Here is a 19,998-nt window from a genome sequence, read left to right as displayed (position 1 = left end):
GGCTATAACTCAGCCATAAAACCTTCCGGTAATGAAAAATTAGCATATACGTTCTGCACATCATCATGATTCTCTAATTTTTCCATAAGAGAAATAACCTTCCTGCCTTTTTCCTCATCAAGATCGATATATGTGTTGGCAACCCAACTGATATCAGCTGACTCTATTTTTATACCCGCATCCTGTAGTGCTTTTTTTACATTATTAAAATCCTTTGTTTCGCAGTCAATCTCATATTTACCAGCCTCTTCCTGTAAGTCTTCACAACCCGCATCAAGAACAATCGTCATCAACTTGTCCTCTTCAATTTCTCCGGAATCTATCGTAATCACACCTTTCTGCTTAAACATCCATGATACACAGCCTGACTCACCAAGATTCCCCCCGGACATTTCAAATATTTTCCTTATCTCTGCCGCAGTTCTGTTCTTATTGTCTGTCAATATCTCTGCCATAACAGCAACACCATTAACACCATAACCTTCGTAAAGGCATTCATAAAGAATTGAATCCGCGTTTAACTCTCCTGTACCCTTCATTACTGCCCGTTCAATATTATCCTTGGGCATATTTTCTGATTTAGCACTATCAATAGCATACTGCAGCTTTAAATTCATATCAGGGTTTCCACCACCCTGTCTTGCCGCAGAAGTAATAGCCTTAGCGAGTTTTGAAAATATCTTACCCCTCTTTGCATCTGCAGCACCCTTTTTATGCTTTATTGTTGACCACTTTGAATGTCCTGACATTTTTATTTACCTTCCATTATTAACACGCAATTAACATTTACTATATATTAATGGACATGATTACGAACCACTCTTTCTCCTGTTTCCACCTTCTCTTTTGAGCTTTCGACCATCTTTAAGTTTCGGATTTTTTGGAGTTTGTTTTGAATTGATCTCTTTGCTTTTAACTCTCGGACCGTTTTATATTTTAGATGAGGAGGCGCTTCTACCTCAGACTCTTTCCATAAGTCTATGGCATTCTCCCATTGACTCTTTGCTTTTTCCCAAAATCCAAGAGAAAAATAAACATCCCCAAGATGGCCCATAATTTCAGGATCTTGTGCATAATTTGATGCTTCGATTAGCTTTTGTAATGCCTGCTCCATCATTTCATCATCTTTTTTCGCCAGTTTGTAATATGCCCAACCCAGACTATCAAGATATGCGGCATTCTCAGGATTAAGACTCAAAGCTTTTTTGATCAGACCTACAGCTCTGTCTAACTGTACCCCCTGTTCAATAAAAAAATAACCCAGAAAATTATTTGCCTGATGATTGTCAGGATCCATTTCTAATACTTTTTCTAATTCATCTATCACATTATTATGGTCATTCATCTCATAATATATATTCGCCAGCATAAAGCGGACTTCACCCAATGCCTTATCATCTCCATCTATGACATTCGCAATTGCGGCCTCCAGTGTCTCTATCGCTTTTTTCTCTTTACCTTTTCTCTGTAAAAGTTGACTCAACGTAATATATTCTCTTATGTCTTTACTCTCGCCACTTACACGGCTTTCCAATATTACTAAAGATTTATTTCTCTCAAATTCAGCATTTTCATACTGTTTAACTCTTTCGTAGATATTTGATAAATTAATTCGCATAAGCCAGGCATCCGGATCATATTCAATAAATGATTTGAGCTCTGCAATTGCCTTGTCGTATTTCTTCAATTCCTCGTAACACAGTGCAAGATAAAAACAGACAGGTTCGGCATGAGGTCTGTATTTTTTTGCTTTAACAAACTCTTCAATAGCTTCCTTCACTCTCTTCGCATCAACATAGATTTGCCCGAGATTATAATGAATTTTAACCGGTTCATCAGTTAATTTTAAATCAAGTATTTTATGGTAAATATTCGCTGCATTTTCTATTTCCCCATGTTTCATATAACTACTTGCCAGACGGTGCAGCATATCAGACACAAAACCCTTATCAATGCCATCCATTTCAGATGAATTAGCACGTTCGTATTCTGAAATAGCTCCCATTTCATTACCTTCACTGGCATAAATATTTCCAAGGGTATAATGAATGCTAAAGTCATCAGGTTTTAATTGCGCAATTTTTTCAATATGACGGATGGCCTCCTCTTTTTTATCCACCTGGAAGTAACAACTCGCCAGATGGTTGTGAATTCTTTCGGCATCTGGATTTTCCTGCAATATTTTTTCAAGAAAGACAATTGCATCTTCCCAACGATGATCCAACATCAGATAAAACCCTGTACAAAAATCTACATAGGACCCTGTACCATTATGCGGCAAAAGACTACTGTCACTGTTTCTCTGGGATTCGGCGGAAGTAGTTTCAAATAGGATTGCTAGAATAAATACAAAAGGCAACAAAACAATAATTATTGTTTTCGGCATGCTATACCTCAACCAGGCAGAACCAGAACTAATAAGGGGACAAATATCCTAAACGACGCTGAGCTTATCTCTTGTATATTCCAGCTCAACCAAGTTTTAAAATGAAAACTAACTGTTTTCAGTCTTTCCCTTATTATCCAGTATAAAGATTAGAAGGCAAACCCCTCTTCAACGAACATAAGCTCTCAGCGTCTTTTACCGGGAGAAGAGTGGATATCATATTAATAAAACAAGTAATAAAATATTATACTTGTTTGATTCTTTTCCCACTTTCCCGTCCGAGTGAATTCAGCCGGGCAAACATGAGAAAAAAAATTAAATGTTTTTCTTAAGCAAAACGAACGATGTGGTAAAAAGAGCACTTTCAGTTGGTTATAAACATCACTAATGGAGACACATTAAGTACCTAAAGAATTACCTTGTTAAGTGGATATTCAATGATCCCTTCCGCACCAATCCGTTTTAATTCAGGAATAATGTTTCTAACTACCGACTCATCCATAACTGTTTCTATTGCATATCCTGCATTTCCTGAAAGGGGAGAAATGGTAGGTGTTCGCAAAGCAGGTAACTTCTCTAATAAAACATTCAATCCCTCATTTGAAATATTCATTTTCAACCCCACTTTGTCACGCGCAATAATGGCTCCATGAAATAATATTGCCAGATTTTCTATCTTCTGCCTTTTCCATGGATCTTCCCACGATTTATGGTTAGAAATAAATACTGTGGCAGATTCTGTTACTGTCTCAATAATGCGTAGTTTGTTAGCCCTTAAACTGCTACCGGTTTCTGTCAACTCCACTATAGCGTCAACAAGGTCCGGAGCCTTGGCCTCTGTAGCGCCATGCGAAAACTCAACCTCCGCTTGAACACCCCTCTCCTCAAGATATTTTTTAGTAACATTTACCAATTCTGTTGATATTCTCTTACCTTGCAGGTCATCCACGGATTCAATAGCAGAGTCCTCCGGTACTGCCAAAACCCAACGCACTTTAGTTAACTGTTGTTTCGCATAGACCAGTTTCTCCACACACCGAACATCGGCACCAGCCTCTTCTACCCAATCCTGCCCCGTAAGACCCGCATCTATAATCCCTTTCTCAACATATCGAGCCATGTCCTGCGGACGGATTAATCTTACCGACATCTCATCATCATCAATTGACGGATAGTATGATCTACTGCTAACGTAGACCTTGTATCCCGCATTTTTCATCATACCAATTGTCGATTCCTGCAAACTACCCTTTGGTAAACCAAAACTCAATTTTTTCATTTTTTCCCCGTCTCTATTTCCCGCATTATTATCTTCTCTTACCGCTTTTTCTATTAATTCCAAGATATGCCCGCCCTTCTTTTTTCCCTCATCAAGATAAAAAGTCAACGAGGGAGTGTTTTTCAACTTTAAGCTTGAGGCTATCTCGGATTGCACAAAACCTTTTGCGTGTCTCAATGCATTTAAGGTGTCTTTTTGTAATTTTTCATCACCTTGGACTGCCACATACACCTTAGCCAATCTCAGATCTGCAGAGGGGTCTACCCTTGTAACAGACACCATATTAACCCTGGGATCCTGCAACTTATACAGAATAACCTTGCTGATTTCCTGCTCAATTAAACCTCTTACCCTTTCCAGTCTTCTTGTCATGAGCCTGCATATTCAAAACAAATCCAGATCATAATCAACTAATTCTATCTGTGGGAAAAAACGGAAGAAATTTATAAGCGAAGATAATGCACTATTAACGTATTGCCTGTCTGTCCCAACCATTGCCACACTGATTTCCGAAGACCTGAGATTATCCTGTGAACCTGTTTCAGAAACAGAAACATTAAACTTGTTTCTGATCCTGTCCTTCAAACTTTTAATTATACGTCGTTTATCTTTTAAAGAGCGCGAACCTCTCATCACAACCTTAATGTTTAAAGTCCCTACGATCATAAGATATTTTTTTGTTCTTAATATTCTCCTGTATTATTTCTTTCTTTACTTCAAGGTGCGTGCAATATGCTGGATTTCATAAGGCTCTATTATATCATCTACTTTTATGTCATCATATCCCGCTATCCTGATACCGCATTCAAACCCGGCCCTGACTTCTTTCGCATCATCCTTGACAACCCTTAAAGTTGCAATCTTGCCATCATACAAAACAACGCTATCCCTTATCAGCCTTACCAGAGAGCTACGCAATATCTTACCACTTTTCACATAACAGCCCGCAATATTCCCAACCTTAGATACCTTAAACACCTTTCTTACCTCAACGCTGCCAAGTGTATTTTCAATCTTGTCTGGCTCTAACATTCCCTCTAGAGCAGCTTTTATGTCATTTGTCGCATCATAGATAATTTTATATAATCTTACATCCACCCCACACGATTCCGCAAGTGTTTTTGCCTTATCTTCAGGAACAACATGGAAACCAATAACGACCGCATCGGAAGCGTCTGCAAGCAAAATGTCTGTCTCCGTAATCCCTCCAACACCGCTATGCAAGACCCTGGTCCTGACTTCCTTAGTTGAGATTTCTTCCAATGATTTCTTAATCACCTCAACAGAACCCTTAAAATCTGCTTTCAAGATTACCTTAATTTCTTTAACCTGCCCCTCTTCAATCTTTTTATACAGATTATCCAGTGTAACATGCTGACGCCCGGACAGTGTCACCTCACGAATCTTTCTTTCCCGTTTTGAAGCGATTTCTCTGGCCTTTTGGATATCCTTAATACTGTAAAATTTATCACCTGCCTCCGGACAAGTTGATAAACCTGATATCGCAACCGGCGTTGATGGACCTGCCTCCTTTATCTCTTTTCCATGATCATTGTATATAGCTCTCACCCTGCCGTATGTCTGACCGCACAGGACAATATCACCATGTTTTAATGTACCCTCTCTTACTAAAAGGTTTGCGATAACACCCCTACCCTCATGAACATGTGCCTCCAGCACAATACCCCTGGCTGGCTTCTTTGCAACCGCCTTTAACTCCAGAATCTCGGCTTCCAGTAATAATCCATCGTAAAGAGTATCAAGCCCCTGTTTTGTAACAACAGATGTTTCTATCATTTGTACCTTGCCACCCCAATCTTCAGGATTTAAATCAAGAGAAGCTAATTGCTGCTTCACCTTCATTATATTTGCTTCCGGTTTATCCACCTTATTCAAGGCAACCACAATAGGCACATTTGCGGCACGCGCATGGTTAATAGCCTCCTCCGTCTGAGGCATTACTCCATCATCAGCAGCAACTACCAACACCACCAGATCAGTGACATTTGCCCCTCTTGCCCTCATCGCAGTAAACGCCTCATGTCCTGGTGTATCAAGGAAAACAACAGATTTCCCTTTTGTTTCTACACGGTAGGCTCCTATGTGTTGCGTAATACCACCTGCCTCGAAAGAGACAATATCAGTTTTTCTAATGCTATCAAGCAAAGAAGTCTTTCCATGATCTACATGACCAAGAAATGTTACTATAGGCGCTCTCTCCTTTAAATCTTCGTCCTTGTCAACGGCCTCTTCTAATGAAAACTCATCTTCGTCCTCTTTTGCCTGCTTCAACTCAATTTCAACACCATACTCAATGCCTAACATTTCAACAATTTCACCATCCAGGCCCTGATTTATCGTAGCACAAAGACCATGACCGATTAGTAACTTTGAAATTATATCACCGGCTTTCACTCCCAACGCGGCAGATACATCTTTAACTGTAGCCGGCAATTCCACCGTAACCTTGCTTTCTTTTTCTTTTGGAGCAACAACTTTGACTTCTTTAGGTGCTTCTTTTGTACGCTTTTCAAATCTTCTAGGTCTTTTTTGTTGCGAAACCTTTGTAATCTCTTTCCACCTACCTTTGATCAGATCTTCTCTAGCCTTTTGTTTCCAAAGAGGAATACGTCTCCGCACTGCCGATGCTTCAGCATCCTTAGACACAACCTTGGCAGGACCACTACTTTTTTTCTCTGTACTTACTTTTTTGACTTGAGAAGTATCAGGTTTTTCTTTAATAGAAACACTTTGTGCAGCTCTATCTACTAATTTACTACGCAATAAACCTGCTTGTTCATCCGTCAACGCATTTGCATGGTGTTTAATATGCACAAAACCATACTCTTGACACTTTTCTATTAAAAAGCTATTTTTAAAACCTAAATCTTTTGCCAGTTTATTAATTCTAACCATAAATAAAACAACGCTCCTAAAATAGTACTACTAATTTATATTTGTTTTTTTACCTCTTCACTGTCAGCATCTTCGTTTAGGCCAGCTTCCTCAACTTCTTTTCCAGTTTCATCTTCACTTGAAGCTGTCTCATCTACACCTTCCCCCGTTGAGCCATTCGACTCCTCACGCTCACGCTCACGCTCCAGCTCTACTTCAGTAATTATATCTATGTCCCAACCTGCCAATTTAGATGCAAGCCTTACATTCTGTCCCCTTTTACCAATAGCTAATGAAAGCTGGTCATTCGGGACCACAACAGTTGCAACCTGGTTCTCCGGAGACAGCAAAATACCTGTAACTTCAGCAGGTTTTAGAGTATTAGGGATAAAAACTTCTTGTTCATCATCCCAGCGAATAATATCTATTTTTTCTCCATTTAATTCATCAACAATATTTTTTATTCTTGTCCCTCTTACACCGACACAAGCTCCTACGCAATCGACATTCGGATCTTCCGAAAATACGGCAATCTTAGTTCTATAACCGGCCTCTCTCACCAAACCTTTTATTTCAACAATCTTCTCCGGTATTTCCGGTACTTCCAATTCAAAAAGCTGTCTCACAAAATTAGAATGTGTCCTCGAAAGCAGAATTTTCACTCTATGTCCAGCCTTTTTTACATCAGCAACTATACACCTTACTCTCTCAGCCGAACGATGAAATTCATTACTAATTTGTTCTGACTTTGGAAGATATCCTTCTGTCTTACCAAGATTGATAATTATTGTCGGTCCTTCAAACCGTTGTACGATGCCACTAACTATTGTGCCCTTTCTCTCAACAAATTCATTGTAAATAACATCTCTTTCAGCTTCTTTGATCTTCTGAATTATCACCTGTTTGGCAGTTTGGGCAGTAATTCTTCCCAAATCTGAGAGATCAATTTCATGCTCTCCCTGCCTGGCCACAATCTCTCCTGTATCCCTATCGATCTTAATTGAAACCGTCTCGTTGGTTTTTAGATGTTTTCTGGTAGCAGATTCTAAAGCGGATTCAATACCCTGAAAGACAATGTCTTTGTCAATGTCTTTGTCTTTGTGTAATAATTCCACCAATCTTAACAAGCTCTCTTTGTCCATTTATATCCCTAATAATGGTTTCAAAAAAAAAAGTGGGCAAACTCCCACTTTTTCTGTAACAGTCTAAACAACTCCGATTATTGAAATCCCTCTGCGGTCACTTCATTGCAAGTATTATCATTGAATTCCCATCAATCCCGTTGACATAAGCCTAGACAACCGAATACGCTAATTATAGCCTAAGCCTTATCACCCTTTTTAAACTTTTCTAAGATATTAAGAACAAACCGCTTCCAACTTTATTACAACAATAACAGATGATAACAAAAAATGCTTTTTTGTCAAGCCCATTTTTGTTTTTTAGTTTCTCTAAGTAGTTTCTACAAGGCCATTTATTAAGATAAGTATTTGACAAAGAAAAATAATCTGCTAGACTTAGTTTTGCCTTATAACAATATAAAAATCTCCTGAAGATTTACAGAAAATTACTTAGTTTCTGTATTATCAACACCAAAATCAATAAAATCTCAAATTGGTATTATTAATAGACAACTATGATTCTTTTACTTACAATCTCGTACAGCAGATAGGCGCCTTTGGTATAGCCATAGAAGTCGCCCGGAATGACAAGATTACCATTGCAGAGATTGAAAAAAAGAACCCAAGCCATATAATTATTTCACCTGGGCCATGTACCCCAAAAGAAGGCGGCATATCAAACTCTGTTATTAAGAATTTTGCAGGAAAAGTCCCAATACTAGGTGTTTGTCTGGGGCACCAATGTATTGCATATACATTCGGAGCAAAAATAATACGGGCAAGAAGGATAATGCATGGCAAAACATCCATGATACACCATGATAATAAGGCAATCTTCAATGGCCTATCCAACCCCTTTGAAGCCACCCGTTATCATTCCCTAATAGTAAACAAAGAAACGCTACCGAACTCCTTTGAAATAACTGCATTTGCCGATGAAGATGAAATTATGGGCATAAGACACAAAGAGATCCCTTTAGAAGGGGTGCAGTTCCACCCGGAATCCTTCCTGACGGTACAAGGACCTAAGCTGATTAAGAACTTTTTAGACTACTAACCACCGGAAATGTCAGGCTTATTTTTTATAACATAACGATGTTGTCGCGGTGTATTATTTCATCATATGGTTTATTGCCCAACGTTTTCCTTATCAAAGAAGTGCGAAGCCCTTTAACCTTACGAACCTCATCATCTGAATAATTCATTAAACCTCTGGCAATTTCTTTATTTTCACTAATATCCACTATTGATACAACATCGCCCTTAATAAATTTTCCATCAATCCTTACGACCCCTGACGGCAGGAGGCTTTTACCTCTCTTTTTTAAAGCCCTTAATGCACCTTCATCTATATAAATTTTTCCTTTTGGCCTTACGGTAAACCCGATCCATCGTTTGCGACTTGTAATCTTTTTCTTAAACGGAACAAATAATGTACCCACGTTATCATAGTTCATTATTTTTGACAAAATATCTGATTGCCTCCCATTCGCTATTACGACTGCCTCCCCTGAACCTGTAGCAATATTAGCAGCCTCAAGCTTACTCTCCATACCACCAACCCCTTCTTTCGTCTTTTGCTTGAATGCCAGCTTCTTAATATCGTCTGATATTGAATCCACAACAGACAAAATATGACTACTTTTACCGGAAACAGGAGGGGCAGTGTATAACCCATCTATAGAAGACAGAAGTATAAGCAAATCAGCTCGTAATAAATTCGTAACCAGTGCGGAGAGAATATCATTATCACCAAATGTTATTTCTTCCACTGATATAGTATCATTTTCATTAATTATTGGAATAGCTTTAAAATTTAATAATGAGTGCAGTGTATTACATGCGTTTAAATATCTCTGACGATCTTCAAAATCCTGCCTTGTAAGAAGCAGTTGTGCAGCATGAAACCCATGTTTTTTAAAACATTCGTTATAAACCTCCATTAGTTTTCCCTGCCCTATTGCGGCAGCAGCCTGAAGTTCAGGAAGAATATTTGGTCTTTTCTGACGGCCTAAAGCGCTGATACCAGCCCCAATTGAACCCGAGCTGACAACAACCACACTAAAACCTCTAGAACGAAGTTTAATAACCTGATTCGATAATTCCATAATTTGATTCTTATCCAGGAATCCACCCTCATCTGTAAGCACACGAGTCCCAATTTTTATCACAATTTTACTGACATTAGATAATATTTTTTCTCGAATACTCATAACTGTATATTAACTTGATTTCCAAATTCTATGCAAGAAAAGCACTTGACTTCTCTAGCTTTTTTGGTATCATCCCGAAGTATTTTAAACCAACCAATATTAAGGAGAAAGAGATGGCAAAGAAAGCAAAAAAAAAGGAAAGAGATGTTCTTGTTGTTGCTAGTAAAGTCAGAGAATATGTAAAAAGTAACGATTGTAATACGTCTGGAGAATTCATTAGCGAGTTGAGTAATTCAGTCTACGATTTAATTGATAAAGCGGTTAATAGAGCACAAGGAAATAACAGAAAAACTATTCAAGCAAAAGATGTATAGGATAGCAGGTTTACTCTGGGCTGGCAGATAATCTCTGCTTAAATAACTTCGTTAATATTTTTGGATTTGCTTTGCCTTTGGTAATTTTCATTGTTTGCCCGATTAAAAAAGCTAAAGCATTTTTCTTGCCCTGTCCATAATCTTCTGCGGCTTGTCGATTCTCTTCTATAACTTTAATAACAATCTCGTCAAGTTCACTGGTATCATCCATACGCACTAAATCTTTTTCCTTAACTATGGCCGAAGCACTCTTCCCTGTATTTATCATTTCGGCAAAGACATCTTTAGCAATAGAATTTCCAATTGTTGGCTTGATTTTAACTAACTCAACCAGCATTTCCGGAGATATAACAAAATCCTGTATATTTATTTTTTGTTCATTTAACACGCGAAGTATGTCATTGATAATCCAATTACTTAACTCTTTTTCGAAATCTTGAGATATTTTTACACACTCCTCAAAATAATCAGCAAGAAGCTTATCTTCTGTAAGAATACCCGCATCATAGTCAGAAACTGATAGCTCATTCACAAACCTCAGGCGTCTATTGACAGGAAGTTCCGGTATTGCTGCCTTCGTCTCATCAATCCATTTCTGTTCAACTTGGAAAGGAACCAAATCAGGCTCTGGGAAATATCTATAGTCATGAGATTCTTCCTTTGAACGCATCCGCCTGCTTACTAAATCAACATCATCCCACAACCTTGTCTCCATTAACACATCTTCACCTTTATCCAACAATTCACCTTGTCTGGATATTTCGTATGTAATCACCTTTGATACAGCCTTCATAGAATTAAGGTTTTTAATTTCTACCCTATTACCAAAAACACCTGAACCATGCTCCCTTAATGATATACTCGCTTCAAATCTTAAAGAACCTTCCTCCATCTTACAATCCGAAACACCTATATAAAGCAATGTATTCCTGAGTGTCTGCATATAACTTTCTACCTCTTCTACACTTCTCATGTCTGGTTGAGTTACTATTTCTAATAATGGCACACCTGCCCTGTTGAAGTCGACCAAACTATAATTTGCGCCGGATGTTTCCGGATGAACAAGTTTTCCCGCCTCCTCTTCTAAATGCACGTTGTGTATATTTATTTTTTTTTCTTTTCCTGCTACGACTATATCTACATAACCATTATTACCAATATTAAAGTAGTTTTGTGAAGTTTGATAGTTTTTAGGCAAGTCAGGATAATAATAACTTTTTCTGTCAAAATTGGTAAATTTATTTATCTCACAAGACAACGCTACAGCCACCTTTAACGAATATTCAAAAGCTTTTTTGTTCATTACCGGCAAAACACCTGGCAATCCCAAACAGACTGGGCACGTCTGGGTATTTGGTTCTGAGCCAAACTTAGTACTACAGCCACAAAAAAGCTTAGACTCAGTGTCCAATTCTGCATGTGTTTCCAATCCTATTACCACTTCGTATTTCATAAACTAAGCCTGTCACTTTATTTCAGGTTTCTTCAAATGAAAACCTGTTTCATTCTCGAATAATTTTGCAATCTGTAATATTTTTTTCTCTTCAAAATATTTCCCCATAATCTGCATACCAATGGGCAAACCTGTTGTTGTGAATCCACAAGGAATAGAAACACCTGGTATTCCTACCAGGTTGGCAGGAATTGTATAAATATCTGACAAATACATCTCAAGCGGATCAGTAATCTTCTCTCCTATCTTAAAAGCCGGTGATGGGCAAGTAGGAGAAATGATACAATCTACTTTATCAAAAGCATCTTCGAAATCGCTCTTTATCAGGGTTCTTACTTTTGAAGCCTTCAAATAGTACGCATCATAAAAACCGGCACTTAATACGTAATTACCTAATAAAATCCTCCTTTTTACCTCACTGCCAAAACCTTCTGCGCGCACCCTGCTGTACATATCAATAATATTGTCTTCACTTAACTGGCTTCTATACCCGTACCGAACGCCATCATACCTTGCCAAGTTTGAGCTGGCTTCCGCAGTTGCTATAATATAGTATGCGGCAACAGCATATCCACAATGAGGAAGAGACAAATCAACTATTTCTGCTCCTTTTTTTTTATAAATATCTAACGCATTAGTTACCGCGTTTCCAACCTCCGGATTAAGTCCTGCACCAAAAAACTCCCTTGGCACCCCTATCTTCAACTTACTATTTATGCAATTGATATCAGCCAGATACTCAGGTACATCCATTTTCGAAGATGTCGAGTCGCATCCATCATGACCAGAAACAACCTGTAAAAGCAATGCAGCATCATATACGTCTTTCGAAATAGTGCCGATCTGATCTAATGAAGATGCAAATGCAACCAACCCGTATCGAGAAACCCTGCCATATGTTGGTTTAAAACCAACGTTCCCACAAAATGCGGATGGCTGCCTGATTGAACCACCAGTGTCTGATCCCAAAGCCATAAATGCCATATCTGACGTTACTGCTGCAGCAGATCCACCACCAGAACCACCAGGTATATAATCAGTATTCCATGGGTTTCGTGTAACATGAAAAGCAGAATTTTCATTTGAAGAGCCCATTGCAAATTCATCCAGATTAGTCTTGCCGATAATTACCGCATCCTCTTCCTTTATTTTTTTAATTACAAAGGCGTCATAAGGCGGAACAAAGTTTTCTAACATCCTGGACGCGCAGGTTGTCTTAATCCCTGATGTACATATATTATCTTTTATTGCAACAGGAATACCCGCAAGCAGCCCAATTTTGTCACCGTTATTAAGTTTCTTATCAATCTCTTTTGCCTTTAATAAAGCACCCTCCTTATCTAAGTAGAGATAAGCTTTAACCGAAGGATCTTTAAGACAAATCCATTCAAAGAGTTCTTCAACTACCTCTTGCGAGGTAATTTCTCGATTAATTATTTTTTCTTTTATGTTGTTTGCGCTTAAATTATGTAATATCAAAAATAACTCCAAAAAAAAATCCTTATGGTTTCTAATAAATAAATATTATTATATTTATTCATATTGATAAATTACAGTTTAATTCAAGAACGATGGATATAAAAAGAATTATCAACTAATAAGCTTAATATCAGAATTATACGCTTGAATGACTAAATCTTTATTCTATGACCTTTGGCACCTTAAAAAAGCCATTGGTACTTGAAGGGGAAAGTTTTATTATCTCTTGGTGTGCGAAAGAAGGTGTTTGCTTGTCCTCTCGAAAAACATTTGTTATGGATGTTGCATATGCCATTGGCTGTATACCATCTGTATCTAATTCGTTCAATTTTTCAATATAGTCTAAGATATCTATTAACTGCTCCCGGAAAACACCTTTCTCTTCATCTCTAAGCCTGATTCGGGAAAGATCAGCAATTTTTTCAATCTGTTTTATATCTATGTCCATTGTAATGTAACAAAGAAAATGAAATTTACCATTTACAATCGTTTATACAACCTTAACAACCTTACCGGCATTCATGCATCTAGTGCATATTTTTATCTTCTTGATACTACCATTAATATTTGCCCTCATAGTTTGTATATTAGCCTTAAATTTTCTCTTTGTTTTACCCGTTATCTTAAGCCCAACACCACCTTTTTTTTTGGGCAAACCTCTTCGCTCCAGTTTGAACCCGACAGACGTTCCTTTTCCACATATTTCACAGATACGTGCCATAACTGTTACCCTCTCATCAAAAATTAATTATTTCTTCTCACAATCTTCACAATATCCCATAATTTGAAATTTATGAGATTCGGCTTTAAAATTATTCTCAATACATATTTGTTCTTGAAATTCTTCTATTCTTTCATCAGTAAATTCAATTATTTTACCACATCCTATACATACAAGATGTTCATGATGCTCATGGCCATAAACATGCTCGTAATGTGCATGTTTTTCACCAAAAATTACTTCTCTAAGCAAACCACTGCTAACTAATAGCGCAAGGGTTCTATAAATAGTTGCTTTTGAAACCCTTTTGTTGTTTTTTCTCATATCTATCAACAACTCTTCAGCTTCAAAATGCCCGTGGCATTCAAAGACGTGGTTTAATATTGCTTGTCTCTCAGGAGTAAACTTTAAACCTTGTCCTTGTACATAATCTCTAAATACTTTCTCTACTTCATTCATATTACAAAACTTAATAATACTTTATAAGTAATAATAGACAACTCTAAACATAATCTATTTATTTTTATTTAAAAAAAAACCCATCCCATATTTTATGGGATGGGTTATTTAAGCCCCCAGCAATACCTACTCTCCCATCGTTGGATAGTACCATCGGCGTAAAAATCTTAACTACCGTGTTCGGAATGGGAACGGGTTTTTTATTTCTACTATAGTCACTGGAGAAAACCTCGCAATTTGTAATGTAACAATAATTAAATAAGGGTGATCAAGCTTTTCGACAAATTAGTACCAGTTAGCTAAATCCGTTACCGGACTTACACATCTGGCCTATCAATCTCATAATCTTTGAGATGTCTTCCCTCTAATTGCTTAGAGAACGATATCTTATCTTAAAATAGGCTTCACGCTTATATGCTTTCAGCGTTTATCCTTTCCGAACTTAGCTACTCAGCCATGCTGTTAGCACAACAACTGATTCACCATAGGTTCGTCCACCTCGATCCTCTCGTACTAGAGGCAGATTTTCTCAAATATCGTACGCCCACGGAAGATAGGGACCGACCTGTCTCACGACGGTCTAAACCCAGCTCGCGTACCGCTTTAATCTGTGAACTCCAGAACCCTTGGGACCTTCTACAGCCCCAGGATGCGATGAGCCGACATCGAGGTGCCAAACCTCCCCGCCGCTATGAACGCTCGGGGGAGATCAGCCTGTTATCCCCGGAGTACCTTTTATCTGTTGAGCGACGGCCTTTCCACTCAGAAACCGCCGGATCACTAAGCCCTGCTTTCACACCTGCTCGACTTATAGGTCTCGCAGTTAAGCTCCCTTATGCCTTTACACTCTACATGCGGTTGCCGACCGCATTGAGGAAGCCTTTGGACTCCTCCGTTACTTTTTCGGAGGAGACCGCCCCAGTCAAACTGCCCACTTACCACTGTCAAGAACCCGGATTCACGGTATTCCATTAGAATTTTAACATAATAAGAGTGGTATTTCACCAATGACTCCATTTCAACTTACGTTGAAACTTCTTAGTCTCCCACCTATCCTACACATACTGCATCAAAATCCAATAATAAGCTACAGTAAAGGTTCACGGGGTCTTTCCGTCTTTCCGCGGGTATGTGGCATCTTCACCACAACTACAATTTCGCCGAGTCCCTCGTTGAGACAGTGTTTAGGTCGTTACGCGATTCATGCGCGTCGGAAATTACCCGACAAGGAACTTCGCTACCTTAGGACTCTCATAGTTAGAGCCGCCATTCACCAGAGCTTCAGTTCCAAGCTTCTCTTCTGATTACTCAGAAAATAACCTATCCCCTTAACTTTCTGGCATCGAGCACGCGTCAGTCTCTATACGTCAATTATACATTTTAGCAGAGACCTGTGTTTTTAGTAAACAGTCGCCCAAACCTTTTTCACTGCGACCTTTTCTACTTCAGTCGAAACTTTTATAGAAAAGGCACTCCTTATCCCGAAGTTACGGAGTATGTTTGCCGAATTCCTTAACGAGGGTTCTCTCGAGCACCTTAGGATTCTCTCCTTGCCTACCTGTGTCAGTTTTAGTACGGTTACTAAATTAACTCGCTAACGAGATTATTTCTTGGAGAACACGCCAATTACTTCTAGGCCAAGAGCCAACGTACTCACCATCGATATCTTATTGCTCCGGATTTGCCTAGAGCGATATCTCCGGCTTGAACAAACCATGTCTATTGGGTTTGCTAATCTTTGTGTTCACGTCATCCCAAGCTCAAACGTTAAAATAGTAGCACAGGAATATTAACCTGTTGTCCATCGTCTACGCCTTTCAGCCTCGACTTAGGTGCCGGCTAACCCTGGGCGGATTTGCCTTCCCCAGGAAACCTTAGGCTTTCGGTGAATAAGATTCTCACTTACATTATCGCTACTTATACCGGCATTCTCACTTCTATTTCGTCCACCTCTCTTTAAAGTAAGGCTTCAACCTATCATAGAACGCTCCCCTACCACCTTAATACAAATATCAAGGTCCATAGTTTCGGTAATGAGCTTTAGTCCCGCTAATTTTCGGCACAAAAGTACTCGGCTAGTAAGCTATTACGCACTTTTTAAATGATTGCTGCTTCTAAGCCAACATCCTAGCTGTCTTAGCACTTTCACTTCCTTTATCACTTAGCTCATTTTAGGGACCTTAACTAATGATCTGGGCTGTTTCCCTCTCGACTACGGAGCTTATCCCCCATAGTCTGACTCCTATGTCAAATACAGTAGTATTCGGAGTTTGATTGTGTTCGGTAGCCTGGTGGGCCCCGAGACTCAGTCAGTAACTCTACCCCTACTGCACGGTTACATAAGGCTAGCCCTAAAGCTATTTCGGGGAGAACCAGCTATCTCCGAGTTTGATTAGACTTTTACTCCTCCCCTCAGTTCATCGCATCACTTTTCAACGTAAATGCGTTCGGACCTCCATTCCGTTTTACCGGAACTTCATCCTGACCAAGGGTAGATCACTCGGTTTCGGGTCTGCTACTTGCTACATTCAGTCGCGCAGTTAGCACTCGCTTTCGCTTTGGCTACACCCTTTAAGGGCTTAACCTGCAACAAACAGCAACTCGCCGGTTCATTATGCAAAAGGCACGCGGTTACACCAATTAAAAGAAATAAATTCAATTAATATTGTGCTCCCACCGCTTGTAAGTACACGGTTTCAGGTTCTATTTCACTCCCCTAAAAGGGGTTCTTTTCATCTTTCACTCACGCTACTTGTTCACTATCGGTTACCAAAAGTATTTAGCCTTAGGAGGTGGTCCTCCTGAATTCATACCGGTTTTCACGTGACCGGCATTACTTGGGAAATTACGTAAAAAACTTATACTTTTTTCATCTACGGGACTATCACCCTTTATAGTTAAGCTTTCCTGCTTATTCGACTAAAAACACATGTTCTTTTGAACAATCCTCATCTTGTTCACCGCAACTCCCTCGACCCTGACTATACAACACATAAGGGTTATTACATATAGCCAGTTTAGGCTCTTTCCTTTTCGCTCGCCGCTACTGGGGAAATCGATTTTTCTTTCTTTTCCTGAAGGTACTTAGATGTTTCAGTTCCCTTCGTTCCTCTCATTACCTTATTTATTCAGATAACAATGTCGCGGTATTAACCAAAAGAGACAGCAAGTGCCCCTTACGACAGGTTTCCCAATTCGGAATTCTCCGGATCAAAGCTTGTTTGGCAACTCCCCGAAGCATATCGCAGCCTTCCACGTCCTTCATCAGCTTTTGGTACCAAGACATCCACCATGTACCCTTAATAGCTTGATCACCCAAATATTCAATTTTTTTACATTACAAAATTGCGTCTATTGCCAAAGAACAGTTACAACTTATCTTACATTTAAATAAAATTATGGAGATGAGCGGGATCGAACCGCTAACCTCGGCCTTGCAAGGGCCGCGCTCTCCCAGTTGAGCTACACCCCCAGTTAAATTCACAAAAACAATCTCCTATAATTTAACCTGAGGATGGTGGGCCTAAGTGGATTCGAACCACTGACCTTTCCCTTATCAGGGGAACGCTCTAAACCAACTGAGCTATAGGCCCAAGACCTCTTTAAACCTTAAAAGGAACTCGCAATTATAGCTTGCCAGTCGGCTCAGCACCCTCCCAACAATCATAAAAATACAAAAACAACATAAAAGACGTCAGATGTACCGACTTCGATAAACTCCATAGAAAGGAGGTGATCCAGCCGCAGGTTCTCCTACGACTACCTTGTTACGACTTAGTCCTCCTCACAAAACACTCCTTCAACATTTTCCTCCAAGTTACCCTGGTTAGATATAATGTTTTCGGGTGCATCCTGCTTGGGTGGCTTGACGGGCGGTGTGTACAAGGCTCGGGAACATATTCACCGCGGCACTGCTGATCCGCGATTACTAGCGATTCCAACTTCATGGAGGCGAATTTCAGCCTCCAATCCGAACTGAGATCGGCTTTTTAGGATTCGCTCCACCTTACGGCTTCGCTTCCGTTTGTACCGACCATTGTAGCACGTGTGCAGCCCGGGGCATAAGGGCCATGATGACTTGACGTCATCCCCACCTTCCTCCGTCTTGACGACGGCAGTCTTTCTAGAGTACCCGGCACAACCCGCTGGTAACTAAAAACAAGGGTTTCGCTCGTTAGGGGACTTAACCCAACGTCTCACGACACGAGCTGACGACAGCCATGCAACACCTGTGATAGCTACGGACTGGATACCGTTCGTTACCCTTTCGGGTTCCTACTTCTACCATGTCAAGCCCCGGTAAGGTTTTTCGCGTTGCATCGAATTAAGCCACATGCTCCACCGCTTGTGCGAGCCCCCGTCAATTCTTTTGAGTTTTAGCCTTGCGGCCGTACTCCCCAGGCGGGGCACTTAATGCGTTAGCTACGGCAGAGAGAACATCGGTAATTCCCTCTACTTAGTGCCCATCGTTTACGGCTAGGACTACCGGGGTATCTAATCCCGTTTGCTCCCCTAGCTTTCGCACACTGAGTGTCAGTAATAGGCCAGAGAATCGCTTTCGCCGCCGGCGTTCCTTCTGATATCTACGCATTTCACCGCTCCACCAGAAGTTCCATTCTCCCCTCCTACACTCAAGATTTACAGTTTCAGATGCAATTCTCCCGTTGAACAGAAGGCTTTCACATCTGACTTACAAACCCACCTACGTGCTCTTTACGCCCAATAATTCCGAACAACGCTTGCCACCTCTGTATTACCGCGGCTGCTGGCACAGAGTTAGCCGTGGCTTCCTTTGGAGCCTTCGTCAAATAAATGTGGTATTAGCACACTTATATTTCTTAACTCCTGACAGGGCTTTACAACCCGAAGGCCTTCCTCACCCACGCGGCGTCGCTTCGTCACCCTTTCGGGCATTGCGAAAGATTCTCGACTGCAGCCTTCCGTAGAAGTCTGGGCAGTGTCTCAGTCCCAGTGTGGCCGACCACCCTCTAAGGCCGGCTACCCGTCTAAGCCTTGGTAGGCCATTACCCCACCAACAAGCTGATAGGACATAAACCCCTCTCCAGGCAAAAGATATTGCTACCCTCCCATTGACAAAAGAATATTATTTTCTCTTGTATTATTAAGTATTAGCTCCGTTTTCACAAAGTTGTCCTTATCCTAGAGGCAGGTAATCTATGCATTACTCACCCTTGCGCCACTCGGCTTACATCCCGAAGGATATATCCTCGTTCGACTTGCATGCCTAATCCACGCCGCCAGCGTTCGTTCTGAGCCAAGATCAAACCCTTCATAAATTTAATATTGTACTCATTTTACTTCTTTAACTACTCGCTACTTTCTCCTGCCGACCTAACGGCAGAAAAGATAGTAACTTATAAGCTATACACCCAACGCTTTTATGTTGTCAATTATCAATGAACAAGAAAGTACGAGTATAGACTAAAAAAGAATATTGTCAATAAAAAATAAAAATTTCAAAAAAAATTTTACTTTTTCTTTTAAGTATAGATTACAAATGACCATATACTCCTTCCCGCCTAATCTTAATGCATCATAACACGTTTTTTTCAATTTAGTAACAAAATTCTCTTATAAAAATATTACTACAATAAAAGCCGATACCCCTGAGAAAGCCAAAAATCATGATATAGGTAGAATTTTTTTTAATAATTTGA

At 39.7% G+C, this 19,998-nt stretch carries 14 protein-coding genes, 2 tRNA genes, 3 rRNA genes and 1 pseudogene; 2 read left to right on the top strand and 18 right to left on the bottom strand.

All coding sequences use genetic code 11. The annotated features are described in order from the left end of the window. Positions 1–2: 2 nt before the first annotated feature. The 7 genes and pseudogenes from SCALIN_RS17485 to nusA all read right to left on the bottom strand — a co-directional run bounded on the left by SCALIN_RS17485 (position 3) and on the right by nusA (position 7,702). Positions 3–749 carry a YebC/PmpR family DNA-binding transcriptional regulator gene (locus SCALIN_RS17485; RefSeq protein WP_096895734.1) on the bottom strand — a complete coding sequence of 249 codons (747 nt, stop codon included), beginning with the start codon at positions 747–749 and terminating at the stop codon, positions 3–5. A 47-nt stretch (positions 750–796) separates the two neighbouring features. After that, positions 797–2,386, bottom strand: a complete 1,590-nt coding sequence (locus tag SCALIN_RS17480; RefSeq protein WP_096895733.1) for a tetratricopeptide repeat protein — start codon at positions 2,384–2,386, stop codon at positions 797–799. Between the two features lie 406 nt (positions 2,387–2,792). Further along, a complete protein-coding gene (gene hisG, locus SCALIN_RS17475; RefSeq protein ID WP_420885443.1) occupies positions 2,793–3,665 on the bottom strand; it encodes an ATP phosphoribosyltransferase in 873 nt (290 codons plus the stop codon). A 54-nt stretch (positions 3,666–3,719) separates the two neighbouring features. Further along, positions 3,720–4,037, bottom strand: a pseudogene (gene rbfA / locus SCALIN_RS24130) (30S ribosome-binding factor RbfA); the annotation flags it as partial. Positions 4,038–4,049: 12 nt separating this feature from the next. Continuing rightward, the gene (locus SCALIN_RS17470; RefSeq protein WP_096895731.1) at positions 4,050–4,331 is read right to left on the bottom strand and encodes a DUF503 domain-containing protein; all 282 of its coding nucleotides are present in this window, start codon (positions 4,329–4,331) and stop codon (positions 4,050–4,052) included. A 45-nt stretch (positions 4,332–4,376) separates the two neighbouring features. Continuing rightward, positions 4,377–6,581, bottom strand: a complete 2,205-nt coding sequence (gene infB, locus SCALIN_RS17465) for a translation initiation factor IF-2 (RefSeq protein ID WP_096895730.1) — start codon at positions 6,579–6,581, stop codon at positions 4,377–4,379. Between the two features lie 35 nt (positions 6,582–6,616). Beyond that, positions 6,617–7,702 carry a transcription termination factor NusA gene (gene nusA / locus SCALIN_RS17460; protein WP_096895729.1) on the bottom strand — a complete coding sequence of 362 codons (1,086 nt, stop codon included), beginning with the start codon at positions 7,700–7,702 and terminating at the stop codon, positions 6,617–6,619. A gap of 472 nt (positions 7,703–8,174) precedes the next feature. On the opposite strand from nusA, the gene SCALIN_RS17455 reads away from it, so the two are divergent. Next, positions 8,175–8,738 (top strand): anthranilate synthase component II, encoded by a 564-nt coding sequence (locus SCALIN_RS17455; RefSeq protein WP_096895728.1) that lies wholly within the window; start codon positions 8,175–8,177, stop codon positions 8,736–8,738. A 25-nt stretch (positions 8,739–8,763) separates the two neighbouring features. On the opposite strand, the gene proB is transcribed toward SCALIN_RS17455, so the two are convergent. Further along, positions 8,764–9,894, bottom strand: coding sequence for a glutamate 5-kinase (gene proB / locus SCALIN_RS17450; protein ID WP_096895727.1), 1,131 nt, complete (start codon positions 9,892–9,894; stop codon positions 8,764–8,766). A 113-nt stretch (positions 9,895–10,007) separates the two neighbouring features. On the opposite strand from proB, the gene SCALIN_RS17445 reads away from it, so the two are divergent. Then, positions 10,008–10,208, top strand: coding sequence for a hypothetical protein (locus tag SCALIN_RS17445; RefSeq protein ID WP_096895726.1), 201 nt, complete (start codon positions 10,008–10,010; stop codon positions 10,206–10,208). A gap of 10 nt (positions 10,209–10,218) precedes the next feature. Here SCALIN_RS17445 and gatB read toward each other — a convergent pair whose 3' ends face one another. The 10 genes from gatB to SCALIN_RS17395 all read right to left on the bottom strand — a co-directional run bounded on the left by gatB (position 10,219) and on the right by SCALIN_RS17395 (position 19,617). After that, the gene (gene gatB, locus SCALIN_RS17440) at positions 10,219–11,661 is read right to left on the bottom strand and encodes an Asp-tRNA(Asn)/Glu-tRNA(Gln) amidotransferase subunit GatB (RefSeq protein ID WP_096895725.1); all 1,443 of its coding nucleotides are present in this window, start codon (positions 11,659–11,661) and stop codon (positions 10,219–10,221) included. Positions 11,662–11,673: 12 nt separating this feature from the next. Further along, positions 11,674–13,137, bottom strand: a complete 1,464-nt coding sequence (gatA, locus tag SCALIN_RS17435) for an Asp-tRNA(Asn)/Glu-tRNA(Gln) amidotransferase subunit GatA (RefSeq protein ID WP_096895756.1) — start codon at positions 13,135–13,137, stop codon at positions 11,674–11,676. Between the two features lie 163 nt (positions 13,138–13,300). Next, positions 13,301–13,588, bottom strand: coding sequence for an Asp-tRNA(Asn)/Glu-tRNA(Gln) amidotransferase subunit GatC (gatC, locus tag SCALIN_RS17430; protein ID WP_230406649.1), 288 nt, complete (start codon positions 13,586–13,588; stop codon positions 13,301–13,303). 42 nt (positions 13,589–13,630) lie between these two features. Further along, positions 13,631–13,861 carry a 50S ribosomal protein L28 gene (gene rpmB, locus SCALIN_RS17425; RefSeq protein WP_096895724.1) on the bottom strand — a complete coding sequence of 77 codons (231 nt, stop codon included), beginning with the start codon at positions 13,859–13,861 and terminating at the stop codon, positions 13,631–13,633. 27 nt (positions 13,862–13,888) lie between these two features. Beyond that, positions 13,889–14,320, bottom strand: coding sequence for a Fur family transcriptional regulator (locus tag SCALIN_RS17420; RefSeq protein WP_096895723.1), 432 nt, complete (start codon positions 14,318–14,320; stop codon positions 13,889–13,891). A 114-nt stretch (positions 14,321–14,434) separates the two neighbouring features. Next, positions 14,435–14,543, bottom strand: a 5S ribosomal RNA gene (rrf, locus tag SCALIN_RS17415). A gap of 41 nt (positions 14,544–14,584) precedes the next feature. Then, a 23S ribosomal RNA gene (locus tag SCALIN_RS17410) occupies positions 14,585–17,633 on the bottom strand. A gap of 86 nt (positions 17,634–17,719) precedes the next feature. Further along, positions 17,720–17,792, bottom strand: a tRNA-Ala gene (locus SCALIN_RS17405). 43 nt (positions 17,793–17,835) lie between these two features. Then, a tRNA-Ile gene (locus SCALIN_RS17400) sits at positions 17,836–17,913 on the bottom strand. Positions 17,914–18,045: 132 nt separating this feature from the next. Next, positions 18,046–19,617 (bottom strand): 16S ribosomal RNA (locus SCALIN_RS17395). Together the 16S, 23S and 5S rRNA genes with 2 tRNA genes alongside form the textbook arrangement of a ribosomal RNA operon. Between the last annotated feature and the right edge of the window lie 381 nt (positions 19,618–19,998).

It is taken from the genome of Candidatus Scalindua japonica (genome assembly GCF_002443295.1).
Classification (GTDB): Bacteria; Planctomycetota; Brocadiia; order Brocadiales; family Scalinduaceae; genus Scalindua; species Scalindua japonica.
Note: the sequence above shows the minus strand (reverse complement) of the source record. Positions and strands in the feature narration are given on the sequence as shown.